Origin of the sequence: Amycolatopsis sp. NPDC098790, from assembly GCF_044759945.1 — a bacterium.
Classification (GTDB): Bacteria; Actinomycetota; Actinomycetes; order Mycobacteriales; family Pseudonocardiaceae; genus Amycolatopsis.
This window is the reverse complement of record NZ_JBIWAI010000006.1, coordinates 695,285-721,754: the sequence shown is the minus strand read 5'-3', so window position 1 is coordinate 721,754 and position 26,470 is coordinate 695,285. Positions and strand designations below refer to the sequence as shown.

The 26,470-nt window shown below is 73.3% G+C and carries 23 protein-coding genes; 15 read left to right on the top strand and 8 right to left on the bottom strand.

Annotated features, from left to right (window positions below; genetic code table 11):
• The first annotated feature begins 26 nt into the window (after positions 1-26).
• From ACIQWX_RS40500 to ACIQWX_RS40480, 5 genes are all read left to right on the top strand, one after another.
• The gene (locus tag ACIQWX_RS40500) at positions 27-680 is read left to right on the top strand and encodes a DUF6338 family protein (RefSeq protein WP_400882974.1); all 654 of its coding nucleotides are present in this window, start codon (positions 27-29) and stop codon (positions 678-680) included.
• Complete coding sequence (locus ACIQWX_RS40495; protein ID WP_400882972.1) at positions 680-826, top strand: hypothetical protein; 147 nt, start codon at positions 680-682, stop codon at positions 824-826. Before ACIQWX_RS40500 ends, ACIQWX_RS40495 begins: the two co-directional genes overlap by 1 nt.
• A 3-nt stretch (positions 827-829) precedes the next feature.
• On the top strand, positions 830-4,321 hold the full coding sequence (locus ACIQWX_RS40490; RefSeq protein ID WP_400882969.1) for a CHAT domain-containing protein: 3,492 nt from the start codon (positions 830-832) through the stop codon (positions 4,319-4,321).
• A 17-nt stretch (positions 4,322-4,338) separates the two neighbouring features.
• Entirely contained in the window at positions 4,339-4,848 is a 510-nt protein-coding gene (locus ACIQWX_RS40485; protein ID WP_400882966.1) for a hypothetical protein, read from the top strand.
• A gap of 75 nt (positions 4,849-4,923) precedes the next feature.
• A complete protein-coding gene (locus ACIQWX_RS40480) occupies positions 4,924-5,625 on the top strand; it encodes an NAD(P)-dependent oxidoreductase (protein WP_400882963.1) in 702 nt (233 codons plus the stop codon).
• 17 nt (positions 5,626-5,642) lie between these two features.
• Here ACIQWX_RS40480 and ACIQWX_RS40475 read toward each other — a convergent pair whose 3' ends face one another.
• Entirely contained in the window at positions 5,643-6,383 is a 741-nt protein-coding gene (locus tag ACIQWX_RS40475) for an ABC transporter ATP-binding protein (protein WP_400882961.1), read from the bottom strand.
• Positions 6,384-6,462: 79 nt separating this feature from the next.
• On the opposite strand from ACIQWX_RS40475, the gene ACIQWX_RS40470 reads away from it, so the two are divergent.
• Together ACIQWX_RS40470 and ACIQWX_RS40465 are read left to right on the top strand one after the other, a co-directional pair.
• Positions 6,463-7,116: a TetR/AcrR family transcriptional regulator gene (locus ACIQWX_RS40470; protein WP_400882958.1), complete on the top strand. Its 654-nt coding sequence runs from the start codon at positions 6,463-6,465 to the stop codon at positions 7,114-7,116.
• Between the two features lie 27 nt (positions 7,117-7,143).
• Positions 7,144-7,827, top strand: coding sequence for a hypothetical protein (locus tag ACIQWX_RS40465; RefSeq protein WP_400882955.1), 684 nt, complete (start codon positions 7,144-7,146; stop codon positions 7,825-7,827).
• An 11-nt stretch (positions 7,828-7,838) separates the two neighbouring features.
• Here the strand turns inward: ACIQWX_RS40465 and ACIQWX_RS40460 are convergent, their stop codons facing one another.
• Both ACIQWX_RS40460 and ACIQWX_RS40455 read right to left on the bottom strand, forming a co-directional pair.
• Positions 7,839-9,194, bottom strand: a complete 1,356-nt coding sequence (locus ACIQWX_RS40460; RefSeq protein WP_400882953.1) for a hypothetical protein — start codon at positions 9,192-9,194, stop codon at positions 7,839-7,841.
• A gap of 243 nt (positions 9,195-9,437) precedes the next feature.
• On the bottom strand, positions 9,438-9,692 hold the full coding sequence (locus ACIQWX_RS40455; protein ID WP_400882950.1) for a hypothetical protein: 255 nt from the start codon (positions 9,690-9,692) through the stop codon (positions 9,438-9,440).
• A 362-nt stretch (positions 9,693-10,054) separates the two neighbouring features.
• On the opposite strand from ACIQWX_RS40455, the gene ACIQWX_RS40450 reads away from it, so the two are divergent.
• The 5 genes from ACIQWX_RS40450 (at position 10,055) to ACIQWX_RS40430 (ending at position 19,574) form a co-directional block, all read left to right on the top strand.
• Positions 10,055-10,717 (top strand): ATP-binding cassette domain-containing protein, encoded by a 663-nt coding sequence (locus ACIQWX_RS40450; RefSeq protein WP_400882948.1) that lies wholly within the window; start codon positions 10,055-10,057, stop codon positions 10,715-10,717.
• On the top strand, positions 10,714-11,742 hold the full coding sequence (locus ACIQWX_RS40445; protein WP_400882945.1) for an ABC transporter permease: 1,029 nt from the start codon (positions 10,714-10,716) through the stop codon (positions 11,740-11,742). Before ACIQWX_RS40450 ends, ACIQWX_RS40445 begins: the two co-directional genes overlap by 4 nt.
• A gap of 18 nt (positions 11,743-11,760) precedes the next feature.
• Entirely contained in the window at positions 11,761-12,930 is a 1,170-nt protein-coding gene (locus tag ACIQWX_RS40440) for a geranylgeranyl reductase family protein (RefSeq protein WP_400882942.1), read from the top strand.
• Positions 12,931-12,973: 43 nt separating this feature from the next.
• Positions 12,974-19,141 (top strand): SDR family NAD(P)-dependent oxidoreductase, encoded by a 6,168-nt coding sequence (locus ACIQWX_RS40435; RefSeq protein WP_400882939.1) that lies wholly within the window; start codon positions 12,974-12,976, stop codon positions 19,139-19,141.
• 67 nt (positions 19,142-19,208) lie between these two features.
• On the top strand, positions 19,209-19,574 hold the full coding sequence (locus ACIQWX_RS40430) for an HPF/RaiA family ribosome-associated protein (RefSeq protein WP_400882936.1): 366 nt from the start codon (positions 19,209-19,211) through the stop codon (positions 19,572-19,574).
• A gap of 45 nt (positions 19,575-19,619) precedes the next feature.
• Here ACIQWX_RS40430 and ACIQWX_RS40425 read toward each other — a convergent pair whose 3' ends face one another.
• Both ACIQWX_RS40425 and ACIQWX_RS40420 read right to left on the bottom strand, forming a co-directional pair.
• Positions 19,620-19,967 (bottom strand): SgcJ/EcaC family oxidoreductase, encoded by a 348-nt coding sequence (locus ACIQWX_RS40425; RefSeq protein WP_400882933.1) that lies wholly within the window; start codon positions 19,965-19,967, stop codon positions 19,620-19,622.
• A gap of 4 nt (positions 19,968-19,971) precedes the next feature.
• Entirely contained in the window at positions 19,972-20,679 is a 708-nt protein-coding gene (locus ACIQWX_RS40420; protein ID WP_400882929.1) for an SDR family NAD(P)-dependent oxidoreductase, read from the bottom strand.
• Positions 20,680-20,798: 119 nt separating this feature from the next.
• On the opposite strand from ACIQWX_RS40420, the gene ACIQWX_RS40415 reads away from it, so the two are divergent.
• Positions 20,799-21,743 (top strand): LysR family transcriptional regulator, encoded by a 945-nt coding sequence (locus ACIQWX_RS40415; protein WP_400882927.1) that lies wholly within the window; start codon positions 20,799-20,801, stop codon positions 21,741-21,743.
• Here the strand turns inward: ACIQWX_RS40415 and ACIQWX_RS40410 are convergent.
• Positions 21,694-22,479 (bottom strand): SDR family NAD(P)-dependent oxidoreductase, encoded by a 786-nt coding sequence (locus ACIQWX_RS40410; RefSeq protein WP_400882924.1) that lies wholly within the window; start codon positions 22,477-22,479, stop codon positions 21,694-21,696. The two genes, ACIQWX_RS40415 and ACIQWX_RS40410, sit on opposite strands and share 50 nt — an antisense overlap.
• 87 nt (positions 22,480-22,566) lie before the next feature.
• Here ACIQWX_RS40410 and ACIQWX_RS40405 point away from each other — a divergent pair, with 87 nt between their 5' ends.
• Positions 22,567-23,469, top strand: a complete 903-nt coding sequence (locus ACIQWX_RS40405) for a LysR family transcriptional regulator (RefSeq protein WP_400882922.1) — start codon at positions 22,567-22,569, stop codon at positions 23,467-23,469.
• Between the two features lie 248 nt (positions 23,470-23,717).
• Positions 23,718-24,569, top strand: coding sequence for a helix-turn-helix domain-containing protein (locus ACIQWX_RS40400; protein ID WP_400882920.1), 852 nt, complete (start codon positions 23,718-23,720; stop codon positions 24,567-24,569).
• 7 nt (positions 24,570-24,576) lie between these two features.
• Here ACIQWX_RS40400 and ACIQWX_RS40395 read toward each other — a convergent pair whose 3' ends face one another.
• Both ACIQWX_RS40395 and ACIQWX_RS40390 read right to left on the bottom strand, forming a co-directional pair.
• Positions 24,577-24,897: a hypothetical protein gene (locus tag ACIQWX_RS40395; RefSeq protein WP_400882917.1), complete on the bottom strand. Its 321-nt coding sequence runs from the start codon at positions 24,895-24,897 to the stop codon at positions 24,577-24,579.
• 68 nt (positions 24,898-24,965) lie between these two features.
• The gene (locus ACIQWX_RS40390; RefSeq protein WP_400882914.1) at positions 24,966-26,456 is read right to left on the bottom strand and encodes an MFS transporter; all 1,491 of its coding nucleotides are present in this window, start codon (positions 26,454-26,456) and stop codon (positions 24,966-24,968) included.
• Positions 26,457-26,470: the final 14 nt, after the last annotated feature.

Here is a 26,470-nt window from a genome sequence, read left to right as displayed (position 1 = left end):
ACGCAGCGATGAGGGGGACCCGGGGAGTGCCAGCGCCGTCGACGGTCGTGCAGTTCGCCTTGCTCGTGCTCCTGGTGCTGCCCGGGGTCACCTACCAGTTCGTCCGGGAACGCCGCCGCGGGCCGGTGCCCGGCGAGCGCGACCTCGGCGAGCGCGTGCTGCGGGCGATCGTCGCGTCGATCGCCCTCGACGCGCTGTACGCCGTCGTCGCGGGGCCGGCGCTGATCCGGCTCGCCCGCGGCACGGACGCCGGCGGGTGGGCGGGCTTCGCGGAGCGGCCCCGGCTGGTGGGTGCGGTGGCGGTGCTGCTGTTCCTCGCCGTGCCGGCCCTGGCCGCGGTCGCCGTGTCCGTCCTCGACAGCCGGCGGCGCCGCAGCCGGTTCGTGCGCACGCCCACCGCGTGGGACCACGCCTTCGGCAACCGCGAACCGTGCTTCGTCCGCGTGCGTCTCAAGGACGGCAACTGGGCGGGTGGCTGGTACGGCGACCGCTCGTACGCCTCGTCCTACCCGCACCCGGCCGACCTCTACCTCGAATCGGCGCGCGTGATGGGGCCCGACGGGACGTTCGGCGAACGCGTGCGCGGCACCGCGGGCCTGCGGCTGCGGGTGGAGGACTTCGACGTGCTCGAGTTCGTCGAGGCCACGGATCCGGCGGCCGAGCCGGGGAAGGAGCGGTGATGGCGCACGATCCCGAGCTCTCGCCGGAAGAGGCGGAGCTGCTGCGGGCGCGCGGGGAACGCGGCTACACCCCCAAGCGCAAGGCCGTCGAGCCGGAGGAGGCACCCGGCGGACCGGCGGGCACCTCGCACGACACCGGGGACTGACGCGTGGCGGCCGATCCCGAGCGGTTCCGGGACGCGTTCCAGGTGGCCCGGCACAGCCCGGACCCCGCGTCCGTCGAGGACGCGATCGAGCAGGGACGGGCCGTGCTGGCCGGCGACGACGTCGCCGAACGCGGCACCTTCCTGTGCGACCTCGGCGGCCTGCTCCAGATCCGCTACCACCAGACCGGCGACTTCGGCTACCTGCAGGAGGCCATCCAGGACGTGACCGAGGCGTACCTGCTGGCGTACGAGCAGCCCGCCACCTCGGCGCGGTGCGCCAACAACCTCGGGATGCTGCACCACACCGCGTTCCGGGCGAACCGCGACCGCCGGACGCTGGCCGACGCGCTGGACTGGAGCCGCACGGCCGTCGACGAAACGCCGCCCGAGACCAAGGCGTTCTACCTCGGCAACCTCGTCGTCGCGCTGCGGACGGCGTTCACCGAAACGCGGGATCCCGACTTCCTGGCCGAAGCCGTGGACCACGCGCGCGCGGCCGTCGAGTCCTCCCTCGACGACGTCGACGCCTCGCGAAGCCTCCACTTCCTCGCCACCGTCCTGCTCGACTGGATCCGCGACACCGGGGACACCGCGGTGCTGGCGGAAGCCGTCGACGCGGCACGCCGGGCCGTCGACCGCACCCCGGCCGGGTCGTCCGACGTGCTCGACCGCCTGGTGAACCTGGGGCGCCTGCTCGAGGACCGCCACTCCGCCACCGGGGCGCGCGAGGACCTGGCCGAGCTGCTGCGGGTCCGGCAGGCGGTGGTGGCCCACACCCCGGTCACGGACCGGCGGCACTCGCACCACCTCGTCGACCTGACGACGACGGAACGGGCCTGGACCGCGCTGACCGGTGAACACCCGAACCCCCGCTCAGCGGGGTGGGAACGCACCGACTCCGAAGCCGAGGCGTGCGGCCGGTACGCCGCCGAGTTCCGGCAGACGCTGGACCCGGCCCGGCTCGAGGAGGCGATCGCCCTCGGCCGCTCGGCGATGGCCGCGACCCCGGCCGGCCACCCGCGGCGCGGCGTGCGGCTGGACCACTTCGCGACGGCGCTGACCGCTCGCGGCGAAGTCCTCGGCGACCTCGCGGCGTTCGCCGAGGCCGTCGCGGTCCAGCGGGACGCGGTCGCCGCCACGCGCGCGGACGACCCGCTGCGGAGCATGATCCTGGCCAACCTCGCCATCACCCTGAACGCCTGGTTCCTGGCGACCGGCGACCTGGCCCACGTCGCCGACGCGATCGAGGCAGCCCGCCAAGCCGTCGAAACCGGGACCGGCGACCGCGCGCGCTGGCTCGGGATCCTCGCGGCCGTGCTGGACAACCGCTTCCGCGCGACCGGCGAGCTGCCGGTGCTGGCGGAAGCCGTCGACACCGCGCGGGAGTCGGTCCGCCTCGGCGCCCAGCTGGTCGCGGGGCAGGCCGAGCGGATCTCCAACTTCGGCACCCTCCTGTCCGATCTGTACTCGCGGACGGGCAAGACCGCCTTGCTGGACGAGGCGATCGAGGCCCACCGCGCGGCCGTGGACGCCACCGCGGACGACGACCCGGCCCGGGCGTTCCGGCTGGCCAACCTCGGCGGGGTGCTGGAAACCGCGTACAACCGGGCCGGCGACCGGCAGGCGTTGCGCGCCGCCGTCGCCGCGCGCCGGGCCTCGGTGGCCGCGACGCCGGTGGAAAGCCCGGACTGGGTTCGCCACACCGCGAGCCTGGCCGGCGCGCTCGGCGACTGGTTCGCGAACCCCGCCGGCCGGAAAGGCGGGACGGGGCCGCCGCCGGACCCCGACGTCCTCGCCGAAGCCGTCACGCTCGCCCGGCAGGTGGCCGGCCGGACCGAAGCCCACGACCGGGCCGGCACGCGGACCAGCGTCGCCAACGTCCTGGCGTTGCGCTTCCGGCACTTCGGCGACCAGGACGCGCTGACCGAGGCGCTCGGCCATTACCGCGAGGCGGTGGCGTCGGCCGGGTCGCCCGCCAAGGACCGGGCCGAGGCGGCCGACCGGTGGGGTGCGCTGGCGGCCGAAGCCGGGCAGTTCGCGGTGGCGGCCGAGGGGTACGCCGCCGCGGCCGGGTTGCTGCCGCAGCTCGCCGGCCGCCTGCTGAACCGGGAGGACGCGCAGTACTGGCTGGGCCGGTACGCCGGGATCGCGGCCGACGCCGCCGCGTGCGCGCTCGCCGCCGGTGACGCGGAAAGCGCGGTGACCCTGCTCGAATCCGGGCGGTGCGTGCTCGCGGCCCAGGTGCTCGACGGCCGCGGCGACCTTTCCGAGCTGCGCGACCGGGCGCCCGAGCTGGCCGACCGGTTCGAGGCGTTGACCGGCGAGCTGGAAACGGACACCGCGCGGGATCGCCTGGCGCTCGCCCGCGAACTCGACGACCTGACCGGCCGGATCCGCGCGTTGCCCGGGATGGCGCGGTTCCTGCGGCCCCCGCTGCTCGCCGACCTCACCGCGCAGGCCGGCGAAGGCCCGGTCGTGTACGTCAACGTGAGCCGGCACCGGTGTGACGCGCTGATCCTGACGCGCGAGGGGGTCCGGGCGCGAGAACTGCCCGGGTTGAGCGAGGAGGCGGTGGGCCGGCGCGTGCGCGCGTTCCACACCGCGCTCACGGAGGAGCCCGAGGGGCGGCTGGCGGCCGAACGCACGATCCACGAAACGCTCGAATGGCTGTGGGACACCGTCGCGAGTCCCGTCCTCGACGCGCTGCAGTTCGCCGGGCCACCGGCGGACGGCGGCCCGTGGCCGCGGATCTGGTGGGCCCCGGTCGGGTCGCTCAGCCTGCTCCCGCTGCACGCGGCGGGCCACCACCGCGACGGCGGGCCCGTCCTGCTCGACCGCGTCGTTTCCTCGACGACGCCGACGATCCGCGCGTTGGGCTACGCCCGCGCGAGCCGTCCTGAACGGACCGAGCCGCGGCTGCTGGTGGTCGCGATGCCCGAGACGCCCGACGCGCCGGACCTGCCCGGCGCGCGGGCCGAGGCCGGCCGGCTGGCGTCGCGGGTGCCCGGCGCGACGGTGCTGACGGGTCCCGACGCCACCCGCGACGCCGTTCTCCGCGCGTTGCCGGCGAACACGTGGGCGCACTTCGCGTGCCACGGGTACAGCGACCCGGACAATCCGTCGGACAGCCACCTCGCGTTGTTCGACCACGAGCGATCGCCGCTGCGCGTGCCGGACCTCTCCCGCCTCCGGCTGCGGCACGCCGAGTTCGCGTTCCTGTCGGCCTGCGACACCGCGCGCACGACGGAACGCCTGTCCGACGAGGCGATCCACCCGCTCTCGGCGCTGCAGATCGCCGGGTTCTCCCAGGTGGTCGGCACGCTGTGGCGCATCGACGACGCCGTGGCGCCGAGCGTCACGGAGCAGATCTACGACGAGTTGTTCACGGCGGGCCCGGACGCGGCCTCGGCGGTCCACCGGACGGTGTTGCGCCTCAAAGAGCGGTACCCGAACCTGCCGTCGCTGTGGGCCGCGTACGTCCACACGGGAGCGTGAGCGGCTATCGTTCCGCCATGCTCGATCGCATCCGGGACAACGCCCGCGCCGCCGCCCTGCTGGCGGAGGTCTTCGACTTCGACATCGCCCGCCTCGACCCGGTGGAGCCGGTCCGGCTGGCCTCGGGAGACGAGTTGTCGGCGATCGCCGGCGACGCCTCGGGCGGCACGTTCTTCTTGTGCGGCAAGGGTCCTGTGCTCTACGCCGGCTCGGAAGGTTCGGCCGGGATCGTCGCCGCCGACGTGGCGGGCGTGGTTCGTCTGGTCGTCGGGGTGCCCACGTGGCAGGACGTGGTCTCCTACGCCGGCGACCTCGACGCGATGCGCGTGGCTTTCGAATCCTCGTACGCCGAGTTGACGGAGGAGGAGCCGGAGCTGGACCGGTTCCGCTCCGAGGTCGTCGCGGAGCTGGGGTTGGCGCAGCCGGCGGCCGGGGAACTGCTGGCGGCGCTGAACGTGTGCTTGACGGAGCTTTCGCCGGAGTACGTGCTGCTCAACGAGGAGGGCGGCGCCTACGAGCCGCTGTGATCTCGCGGCGCTGTCACAAGGGCGAGGCGGTCGGCATCTTGTGGTCGTCTGCACCGTCTTGGACAGGAGATCACCATGACGAACACCCTCCGGATCGCGGTCTTCGGAGCCGCGGGGCCGACCGGGCGTCTGCTCACCGACCGGGCGCTCGCCGCGGGCCACCGGGTCACCGCCGTCACCCGGCGTCCGTTCGAATCGCACCACGACCGGCTCCGGATCGTCGAAGCCGACGTGTTCGACCCGGAGGCGGTCGACCGGGCGGTGACCGGGCAGGACGCGGTGTTGTCGACGTTGGGGGTGCCGCCCGGGAAGGCACCGATCACAACGTATTCCCGCGGCACGGCCACCATCATCGCCTCGATGCGCCGGCACGAGGTCCGCCGGCTGGTCGTGGTGAGTTCGAGCGGAGTCGCCCCGCAGCGGTATTCGGATGGGGGTTTTCTGTTCAACCGGGTGTTGCTGCCGTATGTGACGCGGGTGCTCGGCAAGACGCTTTACGACGACATGAGGCGGATGGAGGAGCTGGTCCGGGCCAGCGAGCTGGAGTGGACGGTCGTGCGGCCGAGCGGGCTGTACCACTTGCCGTCGGCCACGAGCTACACGGTGGCCGACACCCATGCCGACGGGAGGTTCACCGCTCGCGCGGACCTCGCGGCTTGCATGCTGGATTTGGTGGAGGGCAAGCGGTTTGTCGGGAGCACGGTCGGGGTGATCACGACTACGGACAATCCCACGCTGTTCCAGTGGCTTCGTGCCAACGCAGGCGGGAAGGGTTGAAGTCAAGGCGAATGCGGCTACGACCGGCCTTTGTACGCATCGATGACCTCGCGCAGCGAGCCGCTCGTGCGGATCCGGCCTTCGTCCATCCAGAGGCCTGTCGTGCACAGCTCGGCCAGCAACTCGTCGGAGTGCGAAGCGAACACCAACACCCCCGAGCGGCGGGCGAGGTCCACCAGTCGTGAGCGGGCCTTCGCGAGGAATCCCGCGTCGATCGCGCCCAGGCCCTCGTCCAGGATGAGGATCTCCGGGTCGATCGTGGTCACCACCCCGAGGGCCAGCCGGACGCGCATGCCGGCCGAGTACGTGCGCAACGGCAGGTGCAGGTAGTCGCCCAGCTCGGTGAACTCCGCGATGTCGTCGATCCGCTTCTCCATCTGCCTGCGGTTCATCCCGAGGAACAGACCCCGGATCAGGATGTTCTCGCGGCCCGACACCTCGGGGTCCAGCCCGACGCCGAGGTCGAACACCGGCGCGATCCGGCCGACGACCCGGGTGCTTCCGCGGGTCGGCTCGTAGATGCCGGACAGCAGCCGCAGCAAGGTCGACTTGCCCGCGCCGTTGTGGCCGACCAGGCCGACGCGGTCACCCTCTTCCAGGCACAGGGTGATGTCCTGCAACGCCTCGATGACCGGCACCTTCGCTTCGGTCCCGATCTTTCCCCCGACCTTGCCGAGGACCTGCTTCTTCATCGAGCGGGTCTTCGCGTCGAAGATCGGGAAGTCGACGTACGCGTTCCGCACCTCGATGCTCACCATGGTCCAGCCCCTCTCGGCTCGGCATATGCGAACGCAAGTTATCATTCGCATACGACGGACGGGAGGTAACGTGCGGCCGGTGCGCAAGCAGATCGACGAGCGAGGCTTCCACCCGCCTCAGCAAGCTCGCAGCCGGGCGTCCCTGCAGAGGGTGCTGGCGGCCGCCGAGCACGTGCTGGCCCACCGCGGGATCGAGGAATTCACCGTCGGCGCCGTCGCCGAGCAGGCGGAGCTGTCCGTGGGTGCCATCTACCGCCGGTTCTCCGGCAAGGACCAGCTCCTGCACGCCGTGAAGGATCAGCTGCTCACCCAGCTCGAAACCAACGTCGGCGAAGTACTCCGCACGTCGGCACCGGGGCTGCGCGAGACCATCGGCGCCTTTACGCAAGCGCTGGCGGACACGTTCGCCAGCCACGACCGGATCTTCTCGGAGCTGCTCGACGGCCAGCGCGCGGAAGGCCGCGAGCGCGGCTTGGAAGCCCTGGCCGCGATCCAGGAAGCTCTCGTCGGCTCAGTTGAGCCGCACCTGACGGAGATCGCCCGCCACGACCGTGACCAAGCCGTCCGGATGGCCGCGCGGACAGTCATCGGCGCGTGCGTGCACCGCGCGGCCACTGGCCGCTATTGGCCCGACGGCCTGTCCTGGACGACGTGGACCCTCGAGACGACCGAGCTGACCGTCGCCTACCTGACGTCGGCGGCCACGCACCACGACCAGCGCAAGGGGCGGTGACACGTGGGATCGGACTGGTCGTGGACAGTGACACTCCCCGCCGGGGCGGTGAACCCGGCGACGGCCGAACGGCTGCTGGCACTGGCCGACGCGTTCGGGCTGACGCCGGAGCGGCCGGGCGGGGGCATCAACGGCTTCGACAGCACCCCCGGCCACGAGGGCGAACACCGTCTGCTGGACCGGGAACAGCTGGTGCACGCCCTTGCCACGGGCACTTGCAGCACCAACCTGTGGACGCGGTCCGAGGAGGACGTCCTGCTGACCACCAGGCCCGGGGAAGCAACGGTGACCCTGTCGCTGAACTCCGTTTACTGCAGGCGAATCCCCGATGCCCGAGCCGAACCGTTCCGGCACTTGCACCGGCTGCTCACCAACCTGTGGGAGGCCATCGCGGACGAGACCGGTGCGCTGTTCGGCCGCGTCGAGGACGAGTGGTCGCTCGAACAGATCTGGTCCGGACTGCCCGAGCCGTTCTCGGGCGATGCCCCTCCCCCGGCGGGGTCCTGGCCGGACCGGCTGGGTTGGTGGACCTACTTCGGCGCCGACCGGCTGCTGCCGCCCCTTCCCGCGGAACTGGGCGCCGTTCGCCGGACTCGGCGGGAGGCCGCGGTGGTCGTGTTGCTGGATGACCCCGCCGCCGTTGATCCCCTCCGATTCGCTCGGCTGCACCGCGAGTACCGGCGCGCCGTCGGGAGCGGCCTCACGTCTTGAGCCGGCCCGCGTCAGGGCTTGCTCGGCGGCTTGCCCCAGAGTGACCGCTTGGCCGGGTCGTACGGCTGCACCGTGATCCTCACACCGCCTCGCAAGAAGCCTCCCTCGACGAGCTCCTTGCGGTCGCCGGCCAGGATGTGGATGCATCCGTGGGACATCACCAGGTCGCCCGCTTCGAGCGCCCGGGAGGCGTCGTCGGTCTCCGGGGTCGTGTGGATGATGTCGCCTTCGGTGCCGGTCAGCCGGAAGCCCTCCTTGCCGAAGTCGTTGAGGATCCAGGCGCCGGGCAGCGGCCGGACCGGGCCGCCCGCTCGTGCCAGTTCCACCTCCGCCTTCACCTGGGGGAGCTTGCTCCGGTCGTCGGCCAGTTCGTGGAGCGCGAGCACCCTCGTCGTCTCGACCATGATCTCGGCCCGGGTGAGCTTGGTCGTCAGCTTCGACACCGAGGTCCACTTGCCGTCGCGCTGGAACAGGATGTCGGTTCCGGTGTCCTTGACCGGGGTGCCGTTCGCGAGCTGCGAGAACTTCCACGAGTCACCCACCACCGGGCTGCCCTCGCCGAGCGTGAAGGTCCCGGCCGTCGTCGGGTTGAACGTGTGGCCGCGGTTCTCCTCGTCCTTCTTCGACTCCGGCGGGCCCCCGCGGGCGGGCACGGTCTTCGTCAGCTTCTCCTTCACGAAGACCCTCAGTTCACCCATCGGCTGCACCAGGCCTTTCTCGACCACCGTCGACGCGTCGGGGACGAACTCCAGCTTCAGCTCGCCGGCCGCCGGCCCGACGAGCGGCGAAAGCTCGGCCTCCAGCGCGGGCTGCTTCGGGAACGGGGCTTCGTTGACCCGTTTGAGCAAGCTCGCCAACTCCCCTTTGCCCATGCGCTTGTAGAGCCCGGTCCGCGCGCCTTTCGACAGCGTGAGCAGCGCCGACCAGCACTCGGCGTAGGTGATCCGGCCCGCCGTCGCGTTGCGGACGGCGTCCATGCCCGTCAGCTCGGCCGCCGAAGCGTCCTTCCTCGCCGCCACGGCCATCGCCAGGTCGAGCCGCGGCTTGTCGTAGCGGGTTCCGTCGACCGGGTGCTTGGCCAGCTGGGCGCGGGCCGCGCCCAGCTGCCGCAGGATGGCGACGATCCCCTCCGGGTTGTGCCCGTTGAGCAGCCACCACGGGCCGCCGTCCCGGTTCCAGTCGTCGCCGTTCATCTGCGCGGCGACGCCGTCCGCGTTGTCCTTCGCCCACCCGCGCTGCACGACCAAGCCGGCCGCCCGGTTGCCCGCCGTCCTTTGCAGGTTCAGCAGAAAGCCCGGCGTGCCGGACCGATTCACCGGCGTGGGTGGCTCGGCGTTCGTGCGGTGGTCATGACGGCGATCGCGCATCGGCTCTCCCTCCCGCCGCCATCGTCGCCGGGAAACGCGGATCGGCACAGGACCGCGCGGGTGCGCGACCGGACCTTCCCGGCTGCCCTTTGGTGTCAATCCGCAGCCGGCCACGTTTATCCCGTTTTTCCCGGCAACGGAATCACCGACGATCCGAAAGAAGGGTTTCGGCGGCACCGAAAGGGGTACCGCGCGAAAAGAACCCGGTCGCCGATACGACACCGGCGACCGGATTCGCGCCGCTCAGCCGGCTCCCGGCAACGACGGCACCTGGAGCACGAACAACGTCGTCCCCTCACACCTCCACTCGCCTTCCCGCCAGCGCCCGAAGAACTCGCCGGTGAGGCCGGCGCTCTGGCAGAGGTAGCGGCTCTGGAAGTCGTGCGTCCGCACCCACGAACCCGGCGATGACACCCCTTCCGCGACGGCGGCCGGTGCCAGCACCAGCGACGCGGCCGCGGCGGCCAGCAGCGAACCCGTCAAGATCCTCTTGCCCACGACAATTCTCCTTCTCGTGCCGAATGGGTTTCTCCGGAGGCCGCGGACCGAAAGGGCGGCATGACGCCGTCCGCGGCGATCCGAATATGCCGCACCGGTCCCCGCCCGTACAAGGGAAAGCGGGGAGTTCACGTGAACGAGTGCGGCGGACCACGGCCGCGGCCGTGTCGTCGGCCCGGAAAGGGTGACGTGATCGCGGAACCCGTTGCCGCGGCCGCAATCGGAGCTACGGTGATCGAGAGCCGCGGCCCGGGGAACCGGGGGATTTCGGACCGCCGGCACCGCATTCCGCACCACCCGGTATCGCCGTTTCCCGGCTCCGGTCGCACACGGACGATCGCCACCGACATCGAGGAGTCCCTTTGTCCCACCGAGAAAACACCTTGACCGTCGTCGATCTCCACAAGTCCCACGGCCACCGCCCGGTGCTGCGCGGGGTGCGGTTCGAGCTGCGCGAGGGCGAACTGCTCGGCATCATCGGCGAAAACGGCGCGGGGAAGAGCACGCTGCTCGGCCTGCTGGCCGGCGCGCTCAAGGCGGACCGCGGGCGGATCTCGCGGCGCGGCAGCCTCGGCTACTGCCCGCAGCGCATCGTCGTCAACGACGACCTCACCGTCGAGCAGCACCTGCGGTATTTCCAGTGCGCCTACCACCTGCGCAACCTCGACCGCGCCACCGAACTCGCCGACCGGCTGGGGCTGTCCCGGTACGCGGGCACGAAGGCCGGCGCGCTCAGCGGCGGGACGAAGCAGAAGCTCAACCTCACGCTGGCCCTCATGCACGACCCGCGGGTGGTGCTGATGGACGAGCCGTACCAGGGGTTCGACTGGGACAACTACCTCACCTTCTGGGCCATCACCACGGAGCTGCGCGACCGCGGGTGCTCGGTGCTGGTGATCTCCCACATCGCGCACGACACGGAGCGCTTCGACCGGCTCCTGCGCCTGGAGGCGGGCCTGGTGGTGCCGGCCGCCCCCGACGGGGTCCCGGCCGGACGGGCGAAGTACCGGCGGGTCGCTTCGTGAAGCCGTGGACGAACGCGGCCGCCGGCGTCCGGGCCTGGCTCGACGACCTGGCCGTCGCGACGACGTGGCGGGCGGCGCTGCTCAAAGCCATCGCGTTCGAAGTGGCGCAGCACGCCCGCAACCGGCTGGCCCTGCTGCTGGTCGTGTTCTTCATCCCGTGCTGGCTCGCGGTCGTGCACGGCGTGCTGCCCACCCGGACGCTGGACTTCCACTCGGCCGTCGTGGACGGCGCCGTCACCGTCGCCGCCGACCAGCTGGCGCTGATTTCCGCCGCCATCAACGCGGTGACGCTCATCGTCGGCTTCATGACGTTCAGCGCGGTGCGCCGGTCGAACGACTTCGACCAGCGGCTCGTGCTGGCCGGCTACTCGCGGTCCTGCCTGCTGCTGGCCAAGCTGGCCGCCCTGTTCCTCGTGGCCGCCGGGGTGTCGGTGTACGCGACGGTCACGATGACGTTCTTCTGCGACCCCCACAGCGTCGCGGCGCTGGGCTTGAGCCTGTTCTCCGCCGGCCTGACCTACGGCGGCCTGGGCATCGTGCTCGGCCTCGCCCTGTCCACCGAGCTGGCGGGCATGTTCGTGATCATCATGACCAGCCTGGTCGACGTGATGGTGCAGAACCCCGTCATCAACCCGGCGGACGGCACCGGTGTCCTGCGCTGGCTGCCCACCTACGGCGCCATGCAGAGCGGCGTCGCGGCCACCTTCACCGACCGCGGCTCGGCGGGCCACCTGCTGCTCGGTCCTTTGTGGTTCCTGGCCTTCGCGTTGCTAGCGCTGGTCGCGTTCCACCGGCGCACGCGCAACCGGGCCGGGCACACGGAACTGGTGCCCGCCGACGCGGCCACGGCCGTGGTCACCGTGCGCAGCCGCCCCGACGGCGCCCTCGTCGTCGAGTCCCGCAGTGGCCCGGTGCTGCTCTGTTCGCACCTCGCCTGCGAAAACCCCTGCGCACCACCGCAAACCACCGCCGCCAAGGCGCCGGCCAAGCGCGCTCCGGCGCGCCGGGTCGCCACCACCCATTGAGAGAAGGGAAACCGCGTCGTGAGCGAGCGGGAAGTGTGGGACGTCGTGGTCGTCGGCGCCGGCCCGGCCGGGGCGAGCGCCGCCCGGGTCGCGGCCGGGGAGGGGTGCCGGGTGCTGCTGCTGGAACGCGCGGCCGTCCCGCGGTACAAGACCTGCGGCGGCGGCCTGATCGGGTGCGCGCAGGCGTTCCTGCCGGCGGAGCTGGCCGTCGAGGTCCGCGACGAGATCGACGCGGTCACGTTCGGGCTGCGCGGCCGCCGGGTGCGCACGCTGGGCTCGGCGGGGCACGTGCGGTGCAAGATGGTGTTCCGCGACGAGCTCGACGCCGCCTTGACCGAGCTGGCCGCGAAAGCCGGCGCCACCGTGCGCGACCGGACGGCGGTGGCGGGCGTCGAGGACGGCGACGGCGTCGTCACCGTGCGGACCGCGGCGGGCGAGCTCGTCCACGCCCGTGCGCTCGTGGGAGCCGACGGCAGCGCGAGCCGGATCGGCAGGCACGTCGGCGTCCGGTGCGAGCAGGTGGACCTCGCGCTCGAAGTCGAAGTGCCCGTCGACTCCGCGGCGGCGGCGCGGTGGCGCGGCCGGATGCTGATGGAGTGGGGACCGCTGCCGGGTTCCTTCGGCTGGGTGTTCCCCAAGGGCGACGTCTGCACCGCGGGGGTGGTGGCGGCGAAGGGCCAGGGCGACGCCACGAAGGCGTACCTGCGCGACTTCCTCGGGCGGCACGGCCTCGGCCACCTGACGCCGCTGCACGACACGGGACACCTGACGCGGTGCCGGCGCCCCGGCTCGCCGCTGGCCCGGAACCGGGCGCTGGTGGCGGGCGACGCCGCCGGGCTGTGCGATCCCTGGTCGCGCGAAGGCATTTCCTTCGCCCTCCGGTCCGGGACGTGGGCAGGGAAAGCGGCCGCGGAGCTCGCGCGGGCCGAGGACGAACCCGGCCTGCGGAGCGCGCGGGAGAGCTACGCGGCCGTGGTCGACTCCACGCTGGGCACGGAAATGCGGGCCTCCCGCCGGGTCATGAACGTCTTCACCCGCCGCCCCGGCCTGTTCCACGCGGCGCTGACCGGCGTCCCGCCCGTGTGGCGCGGAGTCGATTCCTACCTCTCCGGCCGCACCACGATCCCCGAGCTGCTGGGCACGCCCGCGGCCCGGGTGGCCCTGAAAGCCGTCGACTTCCTGTTGTGAACCCCGGCCCGCGGTGGCCGGCCTCGACCCCGAACGGAACGAAATGTCTGTTGTGACAAGGGAAACCGGCCGTCAGACACCGGTGGCGATCATCGGCACGGCCACCCGGGCGCCGGGCGGCGTGCGGTCGGCGGAGGACCTGTGGCAGGTCCTCATGGACCGCCGGGACGTCGTGGCAGGGTCGGACCCCGGCTCGCGGTGGCCCGACCACGAACGCGTGGTGCCCGCCGACCTCGCCGACGCGCGAGCCCTGCGCAACGGTTCGTTCCTCGACGACATCGACCACTTCGACCCCGGGTTCTTCGGCGTGCCGGTCGCGGAGGCACCCAGCGTCGACCCGCAGCACCGGCTGCTGATGGAGGCCACCTGGGAGGCGCTGGAGGACGCCGGCGTGCCGCCGCGCTCGCTGGCCGGCTCGCGCACCGGCCTGTTCGTCGGGATTTCCGGCGCCGACTACGCCAAGCGGTTCACCATCGCGAACTTCAACGTCTACCACGGCATTTCGGCGATCCCGTCGGGCGCGCCCGGGCGCATCTCCTACATCCTCGACGTCAACGGCCCGTCGCTGGCCGTGGACGGGGCCTGCGCCTCCTCGCTGATCGCGGTGCACCTGGCGTGCCGCTCCCTGCACCAGGGGGAAACCGACCTCGCGCTGGCGGGCGGGGTGACCGTGCAGCTGGAGTGGGGCGGGCTCGTCGGGTTCGCCCGCGCCGGCGCGCTGTCCTCGCTCGGGCGCTGCGCGGCCTTCGACGCGAGCGCGGACGGGTTCGTGCGCGGCGAGGGCTGCGGCGTGGTCGCGTTGAAGCGGCTGGACGACGCCCGGCGGGACGGCGACCGCGTGCTGGCCGTCATCGCGGGGACGGCGATCAACCACGCCGGGCGGGTGCGGGGGATCACGCAGCCGTCGCGGTCCGCGCAGCGGGCGGTGGTCGCCGAGGCGATGCGCGCCGCGGGGGTCACGCCGGACGACGTCGGCTACGTCGAAGCGCACGGCACCGGCACGCCCGTCGGCGACCCGATCGAGTTCGGCGCCCTGTCCGACGCGTACGGTTCGTCGGGCGCGCCGTGCGCGCTGGGCTCGCTCAAGACCAACATCGGGCACCCGGAAAGCGCGGCCGGCGTGCTCGGCCTCATCAAGGCGGCGCTGGCGGTCGACCGCGGGGTGATCCCCGCCAACCTGCACTTCACCCGGTGGAACCCGGAGATCGACGCCGAGGGCACGCGGTTCTTCGTCCCCACCGGCACGACGCACTGGGACGGCGGGAACCGGCCCCGGCGGGCGGCGGTGTCCGCCTTCGGGGTGACCGGGTCCAACGCGCACGCGATCGTGGAGCAGGCCCCGCCCGCACCCGCGCCCGCCGCGGTTCCCGAGCCCGCCGGGCCGTTCGCGCACGTCCTGTCGGCGGGGTCGCCCCGCGGGCTGGCCGCGACCGCCGCCCGGCTGGCCGACCACGTCGAGGCGGCCCGTCCGCGGCCGGCGGACGTCGCCCACACCCTCGCCGTCCACCGCAGCCACCTCTCGACGCGAGCCGGGGTGGTCGCGGCCGACCGGCCGGAGCTCGTCGCCGGGCTGCGGGCGCTGGCCGAAGACCGCGCGCACCCCGCCGTCGTCACCGGGCCGACCGGCGACCCCGGCGCGCCGGTGTGGGTGTTCTCCGGGCACGGCTCGCAGTGGGCGGGCATGGCGCGGGACCTGCTCGACCGCGATCCCGCGTTCACGCGGACGATCGACCGGCTCGACCCCGTCGCCGCCGGAGCCGGGGTGCCGGTGCGGCGGCTGCTGGAGTCCGGGGCGCACCTCGAGCGCATGGACGTCGTCCAGCCCGTGGTGTTCGCCGTGCAGACGGCCCTCGGCGAGGTGTGGCGCGCGCGGGGGCTGCGCCCGGCCGCCGTCGTCGGGCACTCGATGGGCGAGGCCGCGGCCGCCGTGGCCGCGGGCATCCTCTCCCCCGAGGACGGCATGCGCATCACGCTCGTCCGTTCTTCACTGCTGCAACGGGTCGCGGGTGGCTGCATGGCGGTCGTCGCGCTCGGCGTGGAGCAGGTCGAGGCCGAGATCGGCGGGCTGGACGGCGTTTCGGTGGCCGTGGTGACCGCGCCCGCGTCCACTGTGGTCGCCGGCGGCGAGGACGTCGTGGCGAAGCTGCTGGCAGTCTGGGGCGATCGCGGGGTGTTCTGCAAGCGGATCGCCGTCGTGGTCGCGGCGCACTCGCCGCAGGTCGACCCGATCCTCGACGAGATCGCCGAGCGGACTGCGTGGCTGGCGGGAGCACCGCCGGCGGTGCCGTTCTACTCGACCGCCGTCGATCCCCGCACGCCGATCGTCTTCGACGGGGCCTACTGGGCGCGGAACCTGCGTTCGCCGGTGCGGTTCGACCGTGCGTGCCGGGCGATGCTCGAGGACGGGCACCGGGCGTTCCTCGAGATCTCCCCGCATCCCTTGCTGACCCAGGCGGTCGAGGAGACGGCGGCGGCGCTCGGCGCCCCGGTGTCGGCGGTGCCGTCCCTGGTCCGCGACCAGGACGGCCCGGCCGCGCTGGGGCGGGCCGCGGTGGCGCTGCACGTGGCCGGCGTCCCGGTGGACCTCGCCGCGGTCAACGGCGGCGGCCGGCGGACCACGCTGCCGCCCACGGCGTTCGACCGGTCCCGGTACTGGCAGGACCGGGCCCGCGGCTCGGGCGGCACGGCGGCCCACCCGTGGCTGGGCGAGCGTTCGGCCGTCCCCGATCCCGACGCCGAAGACCGCACGCGGCACGTCTGGCCCGCCGACCTCGGCACCGAACACGTCGGCTGGCTGGAGCAGCACACGCTGCGCGGCACGCCGCTCGTGCCCGGCGCCGCCCACGTCGAGCTGCTGCTGGCCGCGGTCACCGACCTGGTGGGCTGCGCCCCCGACCAGGTCCGCCTGACCGGCGTGCGGTTCGACCGGATGACGCCGCTGGCCGCCGCGGTGCCGGTGCAGGTCACCGCCATCCGCGGCGGATCCCGGGTCGAGCTGGAGGTCGTCCGGCAGGGCGGCGGCGGGTGGGAGCGCCTCGCGGCGGCGCGGGCGATCCGCCGCGACGGCCCGGTGGACGGTCACGAACCCCTGCGCGTGCCGTCGGAAACCCGGCCGGCCGACGCCCTTTACGAGGCCTTCCGCCGGGTCGGCCTCGACACCGGCCCGGCGTTCCACTCGATCACCGCCGTCGCCGACGAGGGCGTCACCCGCTTGCTCGTGCCCGAGGCCGCGCCGATCCGCACCGGCGCTCCCCGGGTGCACCCGGTGCTGTTCGACGGCTGTGTCCTGTCGGTGGCCGCCTTGCTGGTGACCGGCGACGACGACACGGACGCCCCGTGGGTGCCGACCGGGATCGGCGCCGTCGAGCTACCCGCCGAACCCGGCCGCATCACGTGGGTGCGGCCCGAGGTGCGCCGGACCGGCCCGCACGCCGCGACGGGCCGGGCGGATCTGTACGACGAGGCCGGCACGTGGCTCGGCGCGCTGGAAGACGTCGAGCTGGTCCGCAACGCCGGTGCCGCCGCCGGTCGCGCGCTGCTGAACTCCCGGCTGTTCGAGATCTCGTGGCACGTCACTCCGCTGCCGGAGGAAGAGTCCGCCCCTGCCGGCGAGTGGGTGGTGGTCGCCGAACCCGGCGACCCGGACGGCACCGCCGACCGCATCGCCGCCGCCCTGGCCGACCGCGGGGCGCGAGTCGTCCGCGCGGACATCGACGCCCCGCTCGAAGCCGCGACCGGTGTCGTCTGGTGCGTCACCGGCGGGCTCGGCGACCTCGACCGGGTCACGCGGGTGGCGTCGCTGCTGCGGGCCCACGGGCAGCACGCCGCACCGCCCCGGCTGTGGCTGGTCAGCACGGGCGCGCGGGCCGTGCTGGACGGTGACCCCGTCCGTCCCGGCGTCTGCGCCCTGCGCGGGCTGCTGCGGGCCGCCGCGATCGAACAGCCCCAGTCCGCCGTCACCTGGGTCGACGGCGAAGGCGGCGACCCCGCCGACCTCGTCGCCGAGCTGCTCGCGGGCACCCCGGAGACGGAGGTGGCCTGGCGCGCCGGCCTGCGGTACGCCGCGAGGATGACGCGGGCACCGCTCGCGAGCCGGCCGCCGCGCACGGCGGGCGAAGCCGACGTCATCGCCGGCGAAGAACGGTACGTGCTCGAGCCGGACCCCGGCGGGGGCCTTGACCGGCTGCGGCTGGTCGCCACCGGCGAACCGCGGCCGGAACCAGGACCGGGTCAGCTGCTGCTGCAACCCGAAGCGGCGACGGTCCACTTCCGGGACGTCCTGATCGCGCTCGGCATCTACCCCACGGACGACGGCACCCTGCCCGCGCTGGGCTCGGACGCCGCCGGAGTGGTGCTGGCGGCCGGCGACGGCGTCCACGGCTTCGTCGCCGGGGACCGCGTCGTCAGCGTGGTGCCGTCCGGGACCGGGACGCTCGCTTCGGAATGCCTCGTCTCGGCCGACCTGACGGTGCGCGTCCCGGACGCGGTGGAGCCGGTGGACGTCGTCCCGTCCGTGCTCACCTACGTCACGGCCTGGCACGCGCTGCACGACCTGGCGCACGTGGGCGAAGGGGAGACCGTGCTGGTGCACTCCGCCGCCGGCGGCACCGGGCTGGCCGCCGTCGAGGTCGCCCGGCTGCTGGGCGCCACCGTGATCGCCACGGCCGGCACCGAGGCCAAGCGCCGGTACCTGCGCGAGCACGGCGTCGAGCACGTGCTGGATTCGCGCACCCTCGACTTCGCCGAGCAAGTCCCGGTGCTGACCGCCGGGCGTGGGGTCGACGTCGTGCTCAACTCCTTGACCGGCGCGGCGATGCGGGCGTCGCTGGAGCTGCTCGCGCCCACCGGGCGGTTCGTCGAGATCGGCAAGCGCGACCTGTACGACGGCGCGCGCGTCGACCTCGGTGCGTTCCGCCACGGCGTCACCTACGCCGCGCTGGACCTCGTGCTGACGGCGTCCGCGCGGCCGGCGGTCTTCCGGGCCGCGCTGCAGCGGGTGATGGCCGAGCTCCGGTCCGGACGGCTGCCCCTGCTCCCCCGCACCGTCGTGCCGCTGCCCGAAGCGGTGACGGCGTTCAAGCAGCTGGCCTCCGGTGACCACATCGGACGGATCGCGCTCGCGTTTCCCCCGCCGGGCCAACGCTTGCGCGTGCACGCCGCGGCCCGCGACACCGTCGTGCGTCCCGGCGGGGCGTACGTCGTCACGGGCGGCACGAAGGGGCTCGGCCTGGAAGCCGCCCGGTGGCTGGCGCGCTCCGGGGCGGGGTGCGTCGTCCTCGGCGGGCGCGGCGAACCGGCTCCCGAAGCCGCGGTGGTGCTGCGGGACCTCGCGGCCGGCGGCTGCGCGGTGGAGTTCGTCCGGGGCGACGTCGCCGACCCGGACACCGCCCGCCGGCTGGTCGCCGCGGCCGGGCCGGAGCTGCGAGGTGTCCTGCACACGGCCGTGGTGCTCGACGACACGCCGATCGCCGCGAGCACCGCGGAGAAGTTCGGCCGCGTGTGGCACCCCAAGGTGACGGGGTCGCTGAACCTGCACGAGGCCGTCCGCGGCCGCGCGCTCGACTGGTTCGTCGTGTTTTCCTCGATGACGGCGATGCTCGGCAACGCGGGCCAGGTCAACTACGCCGCGGCCGGCGCCTGGGTGGACGCCTTCGCCCGGTGGCGCGACGACCAGGGCCTGCCGACGCTCTCGGTCGACTGGGGCGCGTGGGGCGAGACCGGGCGGGCGACCCACTTCGCCGCCCGGGGTTTCGACACCCTGTCGACCGCCGACGGTTTCGCCGCGCTGGAAGAACTCCTGCGTCACCGGCGGGTCAACACCGGCGTCTTCGACTACCAGCCGGACCTGCTGTTCCGGGCGTTCCCGCACGCCCGGTCGGCGCCCCTGCTGGCCGAGCTGGGCAGCGGGCCGGCCTCGGTCAGCGAAGCCTCGCCGGCGTCACAGGTCCGAAGCGGGAAACCGGGCCCCGCGCGGATCCAGCTGCTGTGCGAAGCGGTGGTCCACGCCCTGGCGGCCCTGCTGGGCACGGATCCGTCCACGGTGCCCGCCCACGCGAAGTTCACCGAAGTCGGCTTGGACTCCCTGCTCGCCGTGGCGTTGACCCGCAAGCTGCAGAGCGATCTGGACGTCGCGCTGACCCCGGCGGAGGTCTGGGCCCACCCGTCCCCCGGCGAACTGGCCACCCACCTCGACTCGGTCCTGGTCGAGTGACGGGTTTCAGTCCGCCGCGGCCGTGGTACTGACCGGGTTCACCGCTGTCCCGCTTAGGAGGGTGCTCGTGCAGATCCAGGTCAACACCGACCACAACATCCACGGTGGCGAAGGGCTGGCCACCTACGTGACCACCGAACTGGAGACCGCCCTCTCCCGGTTCGGTGGGTGGTTGACCCGGGTGGAGGTGCACCTGAGCGAAGACGGCGGCAGCAAGCCGGACGACAAGAAGTGCGTGATCGAGGCCCGGCCGGGTGGCAAGCAACCCGTCGCGGTCACCCACCACGCGGCCACTGTGGACGATGCCTACGCCGGAGCCGCGCACAAACTGGGGCGGCTGCTGGATTCCCGGTACTCCCGCGCCCACGACCACAAGGGCAGCGACAGCATCCGGCACATGCCCGCACCCGAAGACGAGGAGCCGCAGGCCTGATCGAGCGCCGCCCACCGGTCGCCGGCCGGTGGGCGGCGCGGTCGCTCAAAGCCGCGAAACCTGGTAGTGCGCGATCAGCCAAGCCTCGCCCACGCGCCGGACGACGACGCTCAGGTGCACCGGCAGCGTCGGCCGGTCGGTGAAGCCGAAGTCGACCGCCGCGTACCCGAGGACCACGTCGTCGGCCAGCCGGCGGGACTCCACGACCCGGTAGTCCGCGGTCAGGCCGAGCGGCTGCGACGCGTAGTACGCGGCCACCCCCTCCCGGCCCACGCTGTACGGGTGCAGGCCCTGGAAGATCGCGTCCTCGGTGAACAGCTCCGCGACCCGCGACGGCTCGTGCGCGCCGACCGCCGACTTCCACGCGTCCAGCACTCCCGTCAAGACGTCCACGGCGTCAGTGTCCCGCGCTCTGGCCGCCGTCGACGTGCAGGATCTCGCCCGTCACGAACGGCGCGCCCTCCAGGTAGACGACCGCGTCGACGATGTCGCTCGTCTCTCCCATGCGCCCGACCGGGTGCAGGCCCGCGAGCGCTTCGTGGGTCGACTCCGGGTGCATCGGGGTGCGGATGATGCCCGGCGACACGGCGTTGACGCGCACCCCGCGCGTGGCGTACTCGATCGCGAGCGACTTCGTGACCGCGTTCAGCCCGCCCTTGGTCAGCGACGCCAGCGCCGACGGCACCGCGCTGCTCGCGTGGTCGGTCAGGCTGGTCGTGACGTTGACGACGTGCCCGCCGCCGACCTCGAGCATCGCGGCGATCGCACGCTGGGTGACCTCGAAGAAGCCGCGCAGGTTGACGCCGGTCACGAGGTCGAAGTCGGCCGCGGTGTACTCGGTGAACGGCTTCGCGACGAAGACGCCGGCGTTGTTCACCAGCGTGTCCACGCGGCCGAACGTCGCCAGGGCCTGCTCGACCACGCGGGCGCCGACCGCCGGGTCGGCGATGTCGCCCGCGACGGTCAGGATCCCGGCGTCGCCCGACGGGGTGATGGAGCGCGAATTCGCGACCACGGCGTAGCCGAGCTTCCGGTACGCCTCGACCACGGCCGCGCCGATGCCCTGCGAGGCGCCGGTGACGACCGCGACCTTCTGGGTGCTCATGAAAACCTCCTGGTGAGTGGTGCTTCCTGAGCCGAGGATGTGCCCGCCGCACCCGGTTCGCCACGACCGGTTCGCTCTCAGCTGGAAGGCCGGACCTCCCACCGCACTAAGCTCCCGGTATGGAGCTACGCCAGCTTCGGTACTTCGTGGCCGTCGCCACCGAGCTGAACTTCGGCCGGGCCGCGGAGCGGTTGCGCATCGCCGGACCTTCGCTGTCCCAGCAGATCAAGGCGCTCGAACGCGACCTCGGCGTGCGGCTGTTCGACCGGGACCGCCGCTCGGTCACCCTCACCGAATGCGGGGAGTCGCTGCTGCCGCGGGTTCGCGCGCTCCTGGAGCAGGCCGACGAGCTGCGGCGCTCGGCGGCCGGGATCGCGGCGCGCGAGCCGGTGCGGCTGGGGTACGTCAACTGGCGGCCCGCCGACCTGCTCGACCGCGTCGCCGGCGTCGCGCACCTGCACGTCGACACGTGGGTGCTGCCGTCGCACGCCCAGCTGAACCGGGTCGCCGACCGCAGCATCGACCTGGCGATCTGCTGGGCGCGGGCCGCCGACCTGGCCGAGCACGACCTCGCGGCCCACCTGCTCGGCGCCGACCGCCTCCACGCGATCGGCGCCGGCAGCGCCGACGTCGAAGCGAAGGACGTCGTCGTGCTCGTCGACGCCGACACCGCGAGCTGGGCGTCGTGGAACGTGTACGCCGAGGAGTTCGCACGGGCCACCGGCGCGCAGGTCGTCCGCATCCACGACGGCGGCATCACCGGCCCGGCGTTCTTCGACCACGTCCGGCGGCTGCGGCGCCCGGTGCTCAACTCGCCCAAGGGCCAGGCGGCGCCGGTGCCGCCCGACCTCGCGCGGCGCGCGGTGACCGGCCCGGCGCCGTTCTGGACGTGGTCGCTGGTGTCCCGCCGCGACGAGACCCGCGCGCCGGTCCTCGCGACCATCGCGGCGCTCACCCGGGACGTCGGCGCGCCGGACCTCGGGTGGCTCCCGGCGGACGACCCGCACGCGGCGCTCAGCCGAACGCCCGCACCGCCACGTCCTGCCAGTCGTTCCACGTCTTGAGCCGGGCCTGGTACTCGTCGGCGACCGCGGCGAGGGACTTGCCGAGGAACAGGCGCAGGGGCGGCTCGTCGGCGTCGACGAGCTCGAGGATCGCCGCCCGGGTGGCGCGAGGGTCGCCGACGTCCCAGGTGGCCTCTTCGGTGCGGTAGGCCGGGTTGGGCGTGCTCCGGCGCGAGCCGACGTCGAGCCATTCGGTGGCGTAGGGCCCGGGCTCGAGGTTGGTGACGTGGATGCCGAACTCGGCGACTTCCTGCGCCAGGGACTGGGAAAGCCCTTCCAGCGCCCACTTCGACGCGTGGTAGGCGCCGATGCCCGGGAACGCGCGCACGCCGCCCTCACTGGTGACCTGGACGAGGTGGCCGCGGCGCTGGGCGCGCAGGATCGGTAAGGCCGCCTGGGTGACCCAGAGCGCGCCGAAGAAGTTCGTCTCCAGCTGGGCGCGGACGTCGTCCTCGGTGAGTTCTTCGACGCGGCCGAAGTGCCCGTAGCCGGCGTTGTTGACGACGACGTCGAGCCCGCCGAAGTGGTCCGCGGCCTGGTGGACGGTGGCGAACGCGGCGTCGCGGTCGGTGACGTCGAGGCGGAGCGGGAGGACGGCGTCGCCGTGCTTTTCGACGAGGTCGGCCAGCTGTTCGGGGTTCCGGGCGGTCGCGGCGACCCGGTCGCCGCGGTCGAGGGCGGCTTCGGCCCAGTGGCGGCCGAAGCCCTTCGAGGATCCTGTGATGAACCAAATCATGCTTCCATGCTGCGCCCGGGCTGCCATGAGCACCAGCGATGTCTTCTCATGAAAGCCATGCGACTTGCTCATGACTAGGCTGAAGCCATGAGCGAAGTGACGTTGGCCGGTCTGCGGGTGGTCCGCGAGGTCGCGGCCACGGGCTCGTTCACGGCGGCGGCCGCATCTCTGGGCTACACGCAGTCGGCGATCTCGCGGCAGGTCGCGATGATGGAGGCGGCCGCGGGCACGGCGTTGTTCGAGCGGCACGCGCGCGGTGTGCGCCCGACCCCGGCCGGCGCGGCGCTGGCCCGGCACGCGGCCACCGCGCTCGCGGTCGTCGACACGGCGGAGCAGGAACTGGCCGGCCTGCGCGACCGGCTGGCGGGCCGGCTGTCGGTCGGGGCGTTCCCGGCCGCGGCGGCGGTGCTGGTCCCCCGCGCGCTGGCCGTGTTGCGGACCCGCCACCCCGGGCTGGAGGTCTCGCTGGACGAGGGGGCGACGCCGGCGTTGCTCGCCCGCTTGCGCGGCGGCCGCACGGAGGTGGTGGTGATCGGCGTCGGCGAGGGATTGCCGGCCTACGACCTCGCGAGCCTGCACCAGGACGTGCTGACGGAGGACGACCTGCGCATCGCGGTCCCGGCCGGGCACCGGCTCGCCCGGCACCGGCGGGTCGAGGTGGCGGACCTGCGCGAGGAGACGTGGATCGTCGGCCGCGGCGGCAGGGGCGAGCCGCAGTTCGGTGCGTGGCCGACGCTTGCCGAGCCTCGTGTCGGGTGGGCGGTCCGGAGCTGGACGGGCCGGTTGGGCATGGTGGCGGCGGGGCTGGGGATCGCGTTGTTGCCGGGGGTGGCGGCGGCGGCGGCGCCGGCGGGTGTGGTGGCGGTTCCGGTGGAGGACCCGGCGTGGCGTGGGCGGAGCGCGGTGGCAGTCACCCGACCGGGTCGCTCGGCGGGCGCGGCCGCGGTGGTTGAGGCGCTTCGGGAGCAGGCTGTCGAGCTGCGTGGGTAACGCGCGGTCGCGGCGCGCCGTGGTCGCCCGCCGTGGCCGAAGCCCTGCGCGCGCAGGCCGCCGAGCTGCGCGGGCGACACGGGTCGCCTCGCGGCCACGGCCACCCGCCATGGCCGAAGCCCTGCGCGGCAGGCCGCCGAGCTGCGCGGGTGATGCGCGGTCGCGGTCGTGCGAGCAGGCCACGCGGCGGCACCGGGGGACGGATCCTGCCCACCCACGACCGCCCGCCCCGAGGGACAATCGGACGCATGGAGCCCACTGGACAGCCGAAGGAGCTCGGCGACTTCCTCAAGGCGCGTCGCGCGCAGCTGAACCCGCGCGACGTCGGCCTGCCCGAGCCCTCCTCGCCGCGGCGGGTGGCCGGGCTCCGCCGGGAAGAGGTCGCGCAGCTCGCCGCGATCAGCGTCGACTACCTGACGCGGCTCGAACAAGGGCGGGTGCAGGCGTCGGCTTCCGTGCTCGCCACCCTCGCCGCCGCTCTACGGCTGGACGACGACCAGCAGTCCTATGTGTACGAACTCGCCGGCAAGCCCTTCCGCCGGCCGCGGCGCCGGGCGGGCGAAAAGCTGCGTCCGGCCATGAAACGGCTCCTCGACCAGCTGGCCGAGACGCCCGCGATGGTGCTCGGCCGCCGCCTGGACGTCGTCGCGTGGAACGACTCGGCCGCCGCGCTGTTCACCGACTTCGCTCGCTATCCGGCCCACCGCCGCAACTACGTCTACCTGCTCTTCGCCGACCCGCAGGTGCGCGCGTTGCATGTGGACTGGGCCGACGCGGCCCGCACGGCGGTGGCGGCCCTGCACCTGGAAGCCGCGCGCGATCCGGACGCGCCGGAGCTGGCGGAGCTCGTCGGCGAGCTGGCGGTGCACCACCCGGAGTTCCGCACGTGGTGGGCGGCCCACCACGTGACGAGCCAGGGTTACGGCGTCAAGCACTACCACCACCCGGTGGTCGGCGAGCTCACGCTGGACTGCGACATGTGGGAAAGCCCGGACGGCAGCGGCCAGCGCCTGATGGTGCTGACGGCCGAACCCGGCTCGGCGGCGCACGAAGGGTTGCGGATCCTGGCTTCGTGGACCGCCGAGCCCGTCATCGAGTGATCACCGCTCAGCTGTGCACGTCGTACGTCATGTGGTAATCAGCGCTCGGCAAGGCGTTGAAGAACGCCGTCAGCGTGCCGATTCCCGCCTGCGTCTCCGTGATCGTCACCGAGCCGAGGGTGTCGTCCTTGCCGGCATCCTCGTCGACCAGCGTCACCTTGATCGAGCCCGTGAACGCGCGCGTCGCGGTGAGCGTGACGGAGTCGCCCTTGCCCAGCACGTGCGGGCCCGAGATCGTGGCGCCGTTGACCTGCAGGCTGGCTTCGTCCTTTCCGATCACGTCGTCCTTCTTGACGCACTTGAGCTTCCTGATGTGCAGTTCGGCCATGGTCCCTCCAGGAGAATCGTCGGTTTCCTGAAGACAAAGGGACCGGCGGCCGCCCTCAGATACACCGGCTAGCGGCGCACCAGCACGGCCGTCGCGAGGATGCCCGCCACCACGACCGCCGCCAGTGCCAGCATGCTGATCCCCATGCCGTGCGCGAAAGCCGCTCGGGCGGCCGGGGCCAGGTGCGCGTCCACCACGAGCGCGCCCGCCAGCGATCCCTCCGCGGCTTCACGCGCCTGCGGCGGCAGCGAAGCCGTCGCCGAGCGGACCGAATCCGTGTACGCAGCGGAAAGCACGCTGCCCACGAGCGCGATGCCCAGTGCCGCACCGACTTCGCGCGTCGCGTCGTTCACCGCCGACGCCACGCCGTACTGCGACGGCGGGACGTTGTCGAGGATCGCGCTCGTCGCCGCCGGGGCCGTCACGCCGATGCCCGCGCCCAGCACGCACACCGCGATCGCCAAGGCGGTGTACCCACTTCCGGCGTCCAACTGTCCTATGAGGACCATTCCGACGACGATCGCCGCCAGCCCGGCACACGTCACCGCCCGCAGCCCGAACCGGCGCACCAGCGGAGCCGAAGCCAGGGACAGCGGGAAGAGCGACACGGCGACCGGCCACAACGCCAAACCCGACTTCAGCGCCGAGTACCCCTGCACCAGCTGCAGGTACTGCGCCAGCGCGTAGAACATCCCGAACGCCGCGGTGAACTGGACGGTCACCGAAACCGAGCCGGCCGCGAAGGCCGCGTTGCCGAACAGCCGGACGTCCAGTAACGGCGACGCGCGCCGCAGCTCGTAGAAGACGAACAGCGCAGCCAGCAGCAGCCCTCCCGCGATCGACCCGAGCACGACGCCGTGGCCCCAGCCCAGATCGGCGACGCGCAGGATGCCGAACACCACCGCGCCGATCGCGACGGCGCTCAGCACCGCCCCGACGACGTCGAAGGCGTGCGGGCCGCGGTCGCGCGACGTCGGCACGGTCAGGCTCGCGGCCACCAGGACCACCGACAGCACGGCCGGCCCGAGGAACACCGAATGCCACGAGAAGTGCTGCAGCAGGACTCCGGCCAGCACCAGGCCGCCGAGCCCGCCGACGCCGGCCACCGCCGCCCAGATGCCGATGGCCCGCCCGCGCCGCTCCGCCGGGAAGCTCGCGGTGATGATCGACAGCGTGGCCGGCATGATCATCGCGGCGCCGAACCCGGTGACGGCCCGGGCCACGATCAGCCAGGTCGAGGTGTCGAGGAACACCGGCGCGGCGCAGCCGACGGCGAACACGACCAGGCCGGCCACGAGCACCCCGCGGCGACCGAACCGGTCACCGAGGGCGCCGGCGGGCAGCACGAGCGCGGCCAGGACCAGGGTGTAGACGTCGACGATCCACGTCTGCTCGGCCTGGCCGGCACCCGTGTCGGCGGCGAGCGCGGGCAGGGCGGCGTTGACGATCGTCACCATGGCGATCACCAGCCCGACGGCGGTGCACATGACGCCCACCGTCCACGCGCGACGGCCGGTGGACAGCACGACTTCGTCGGTCGCTTCGATCTCCGCCCGCATGCACTCGACGCTAC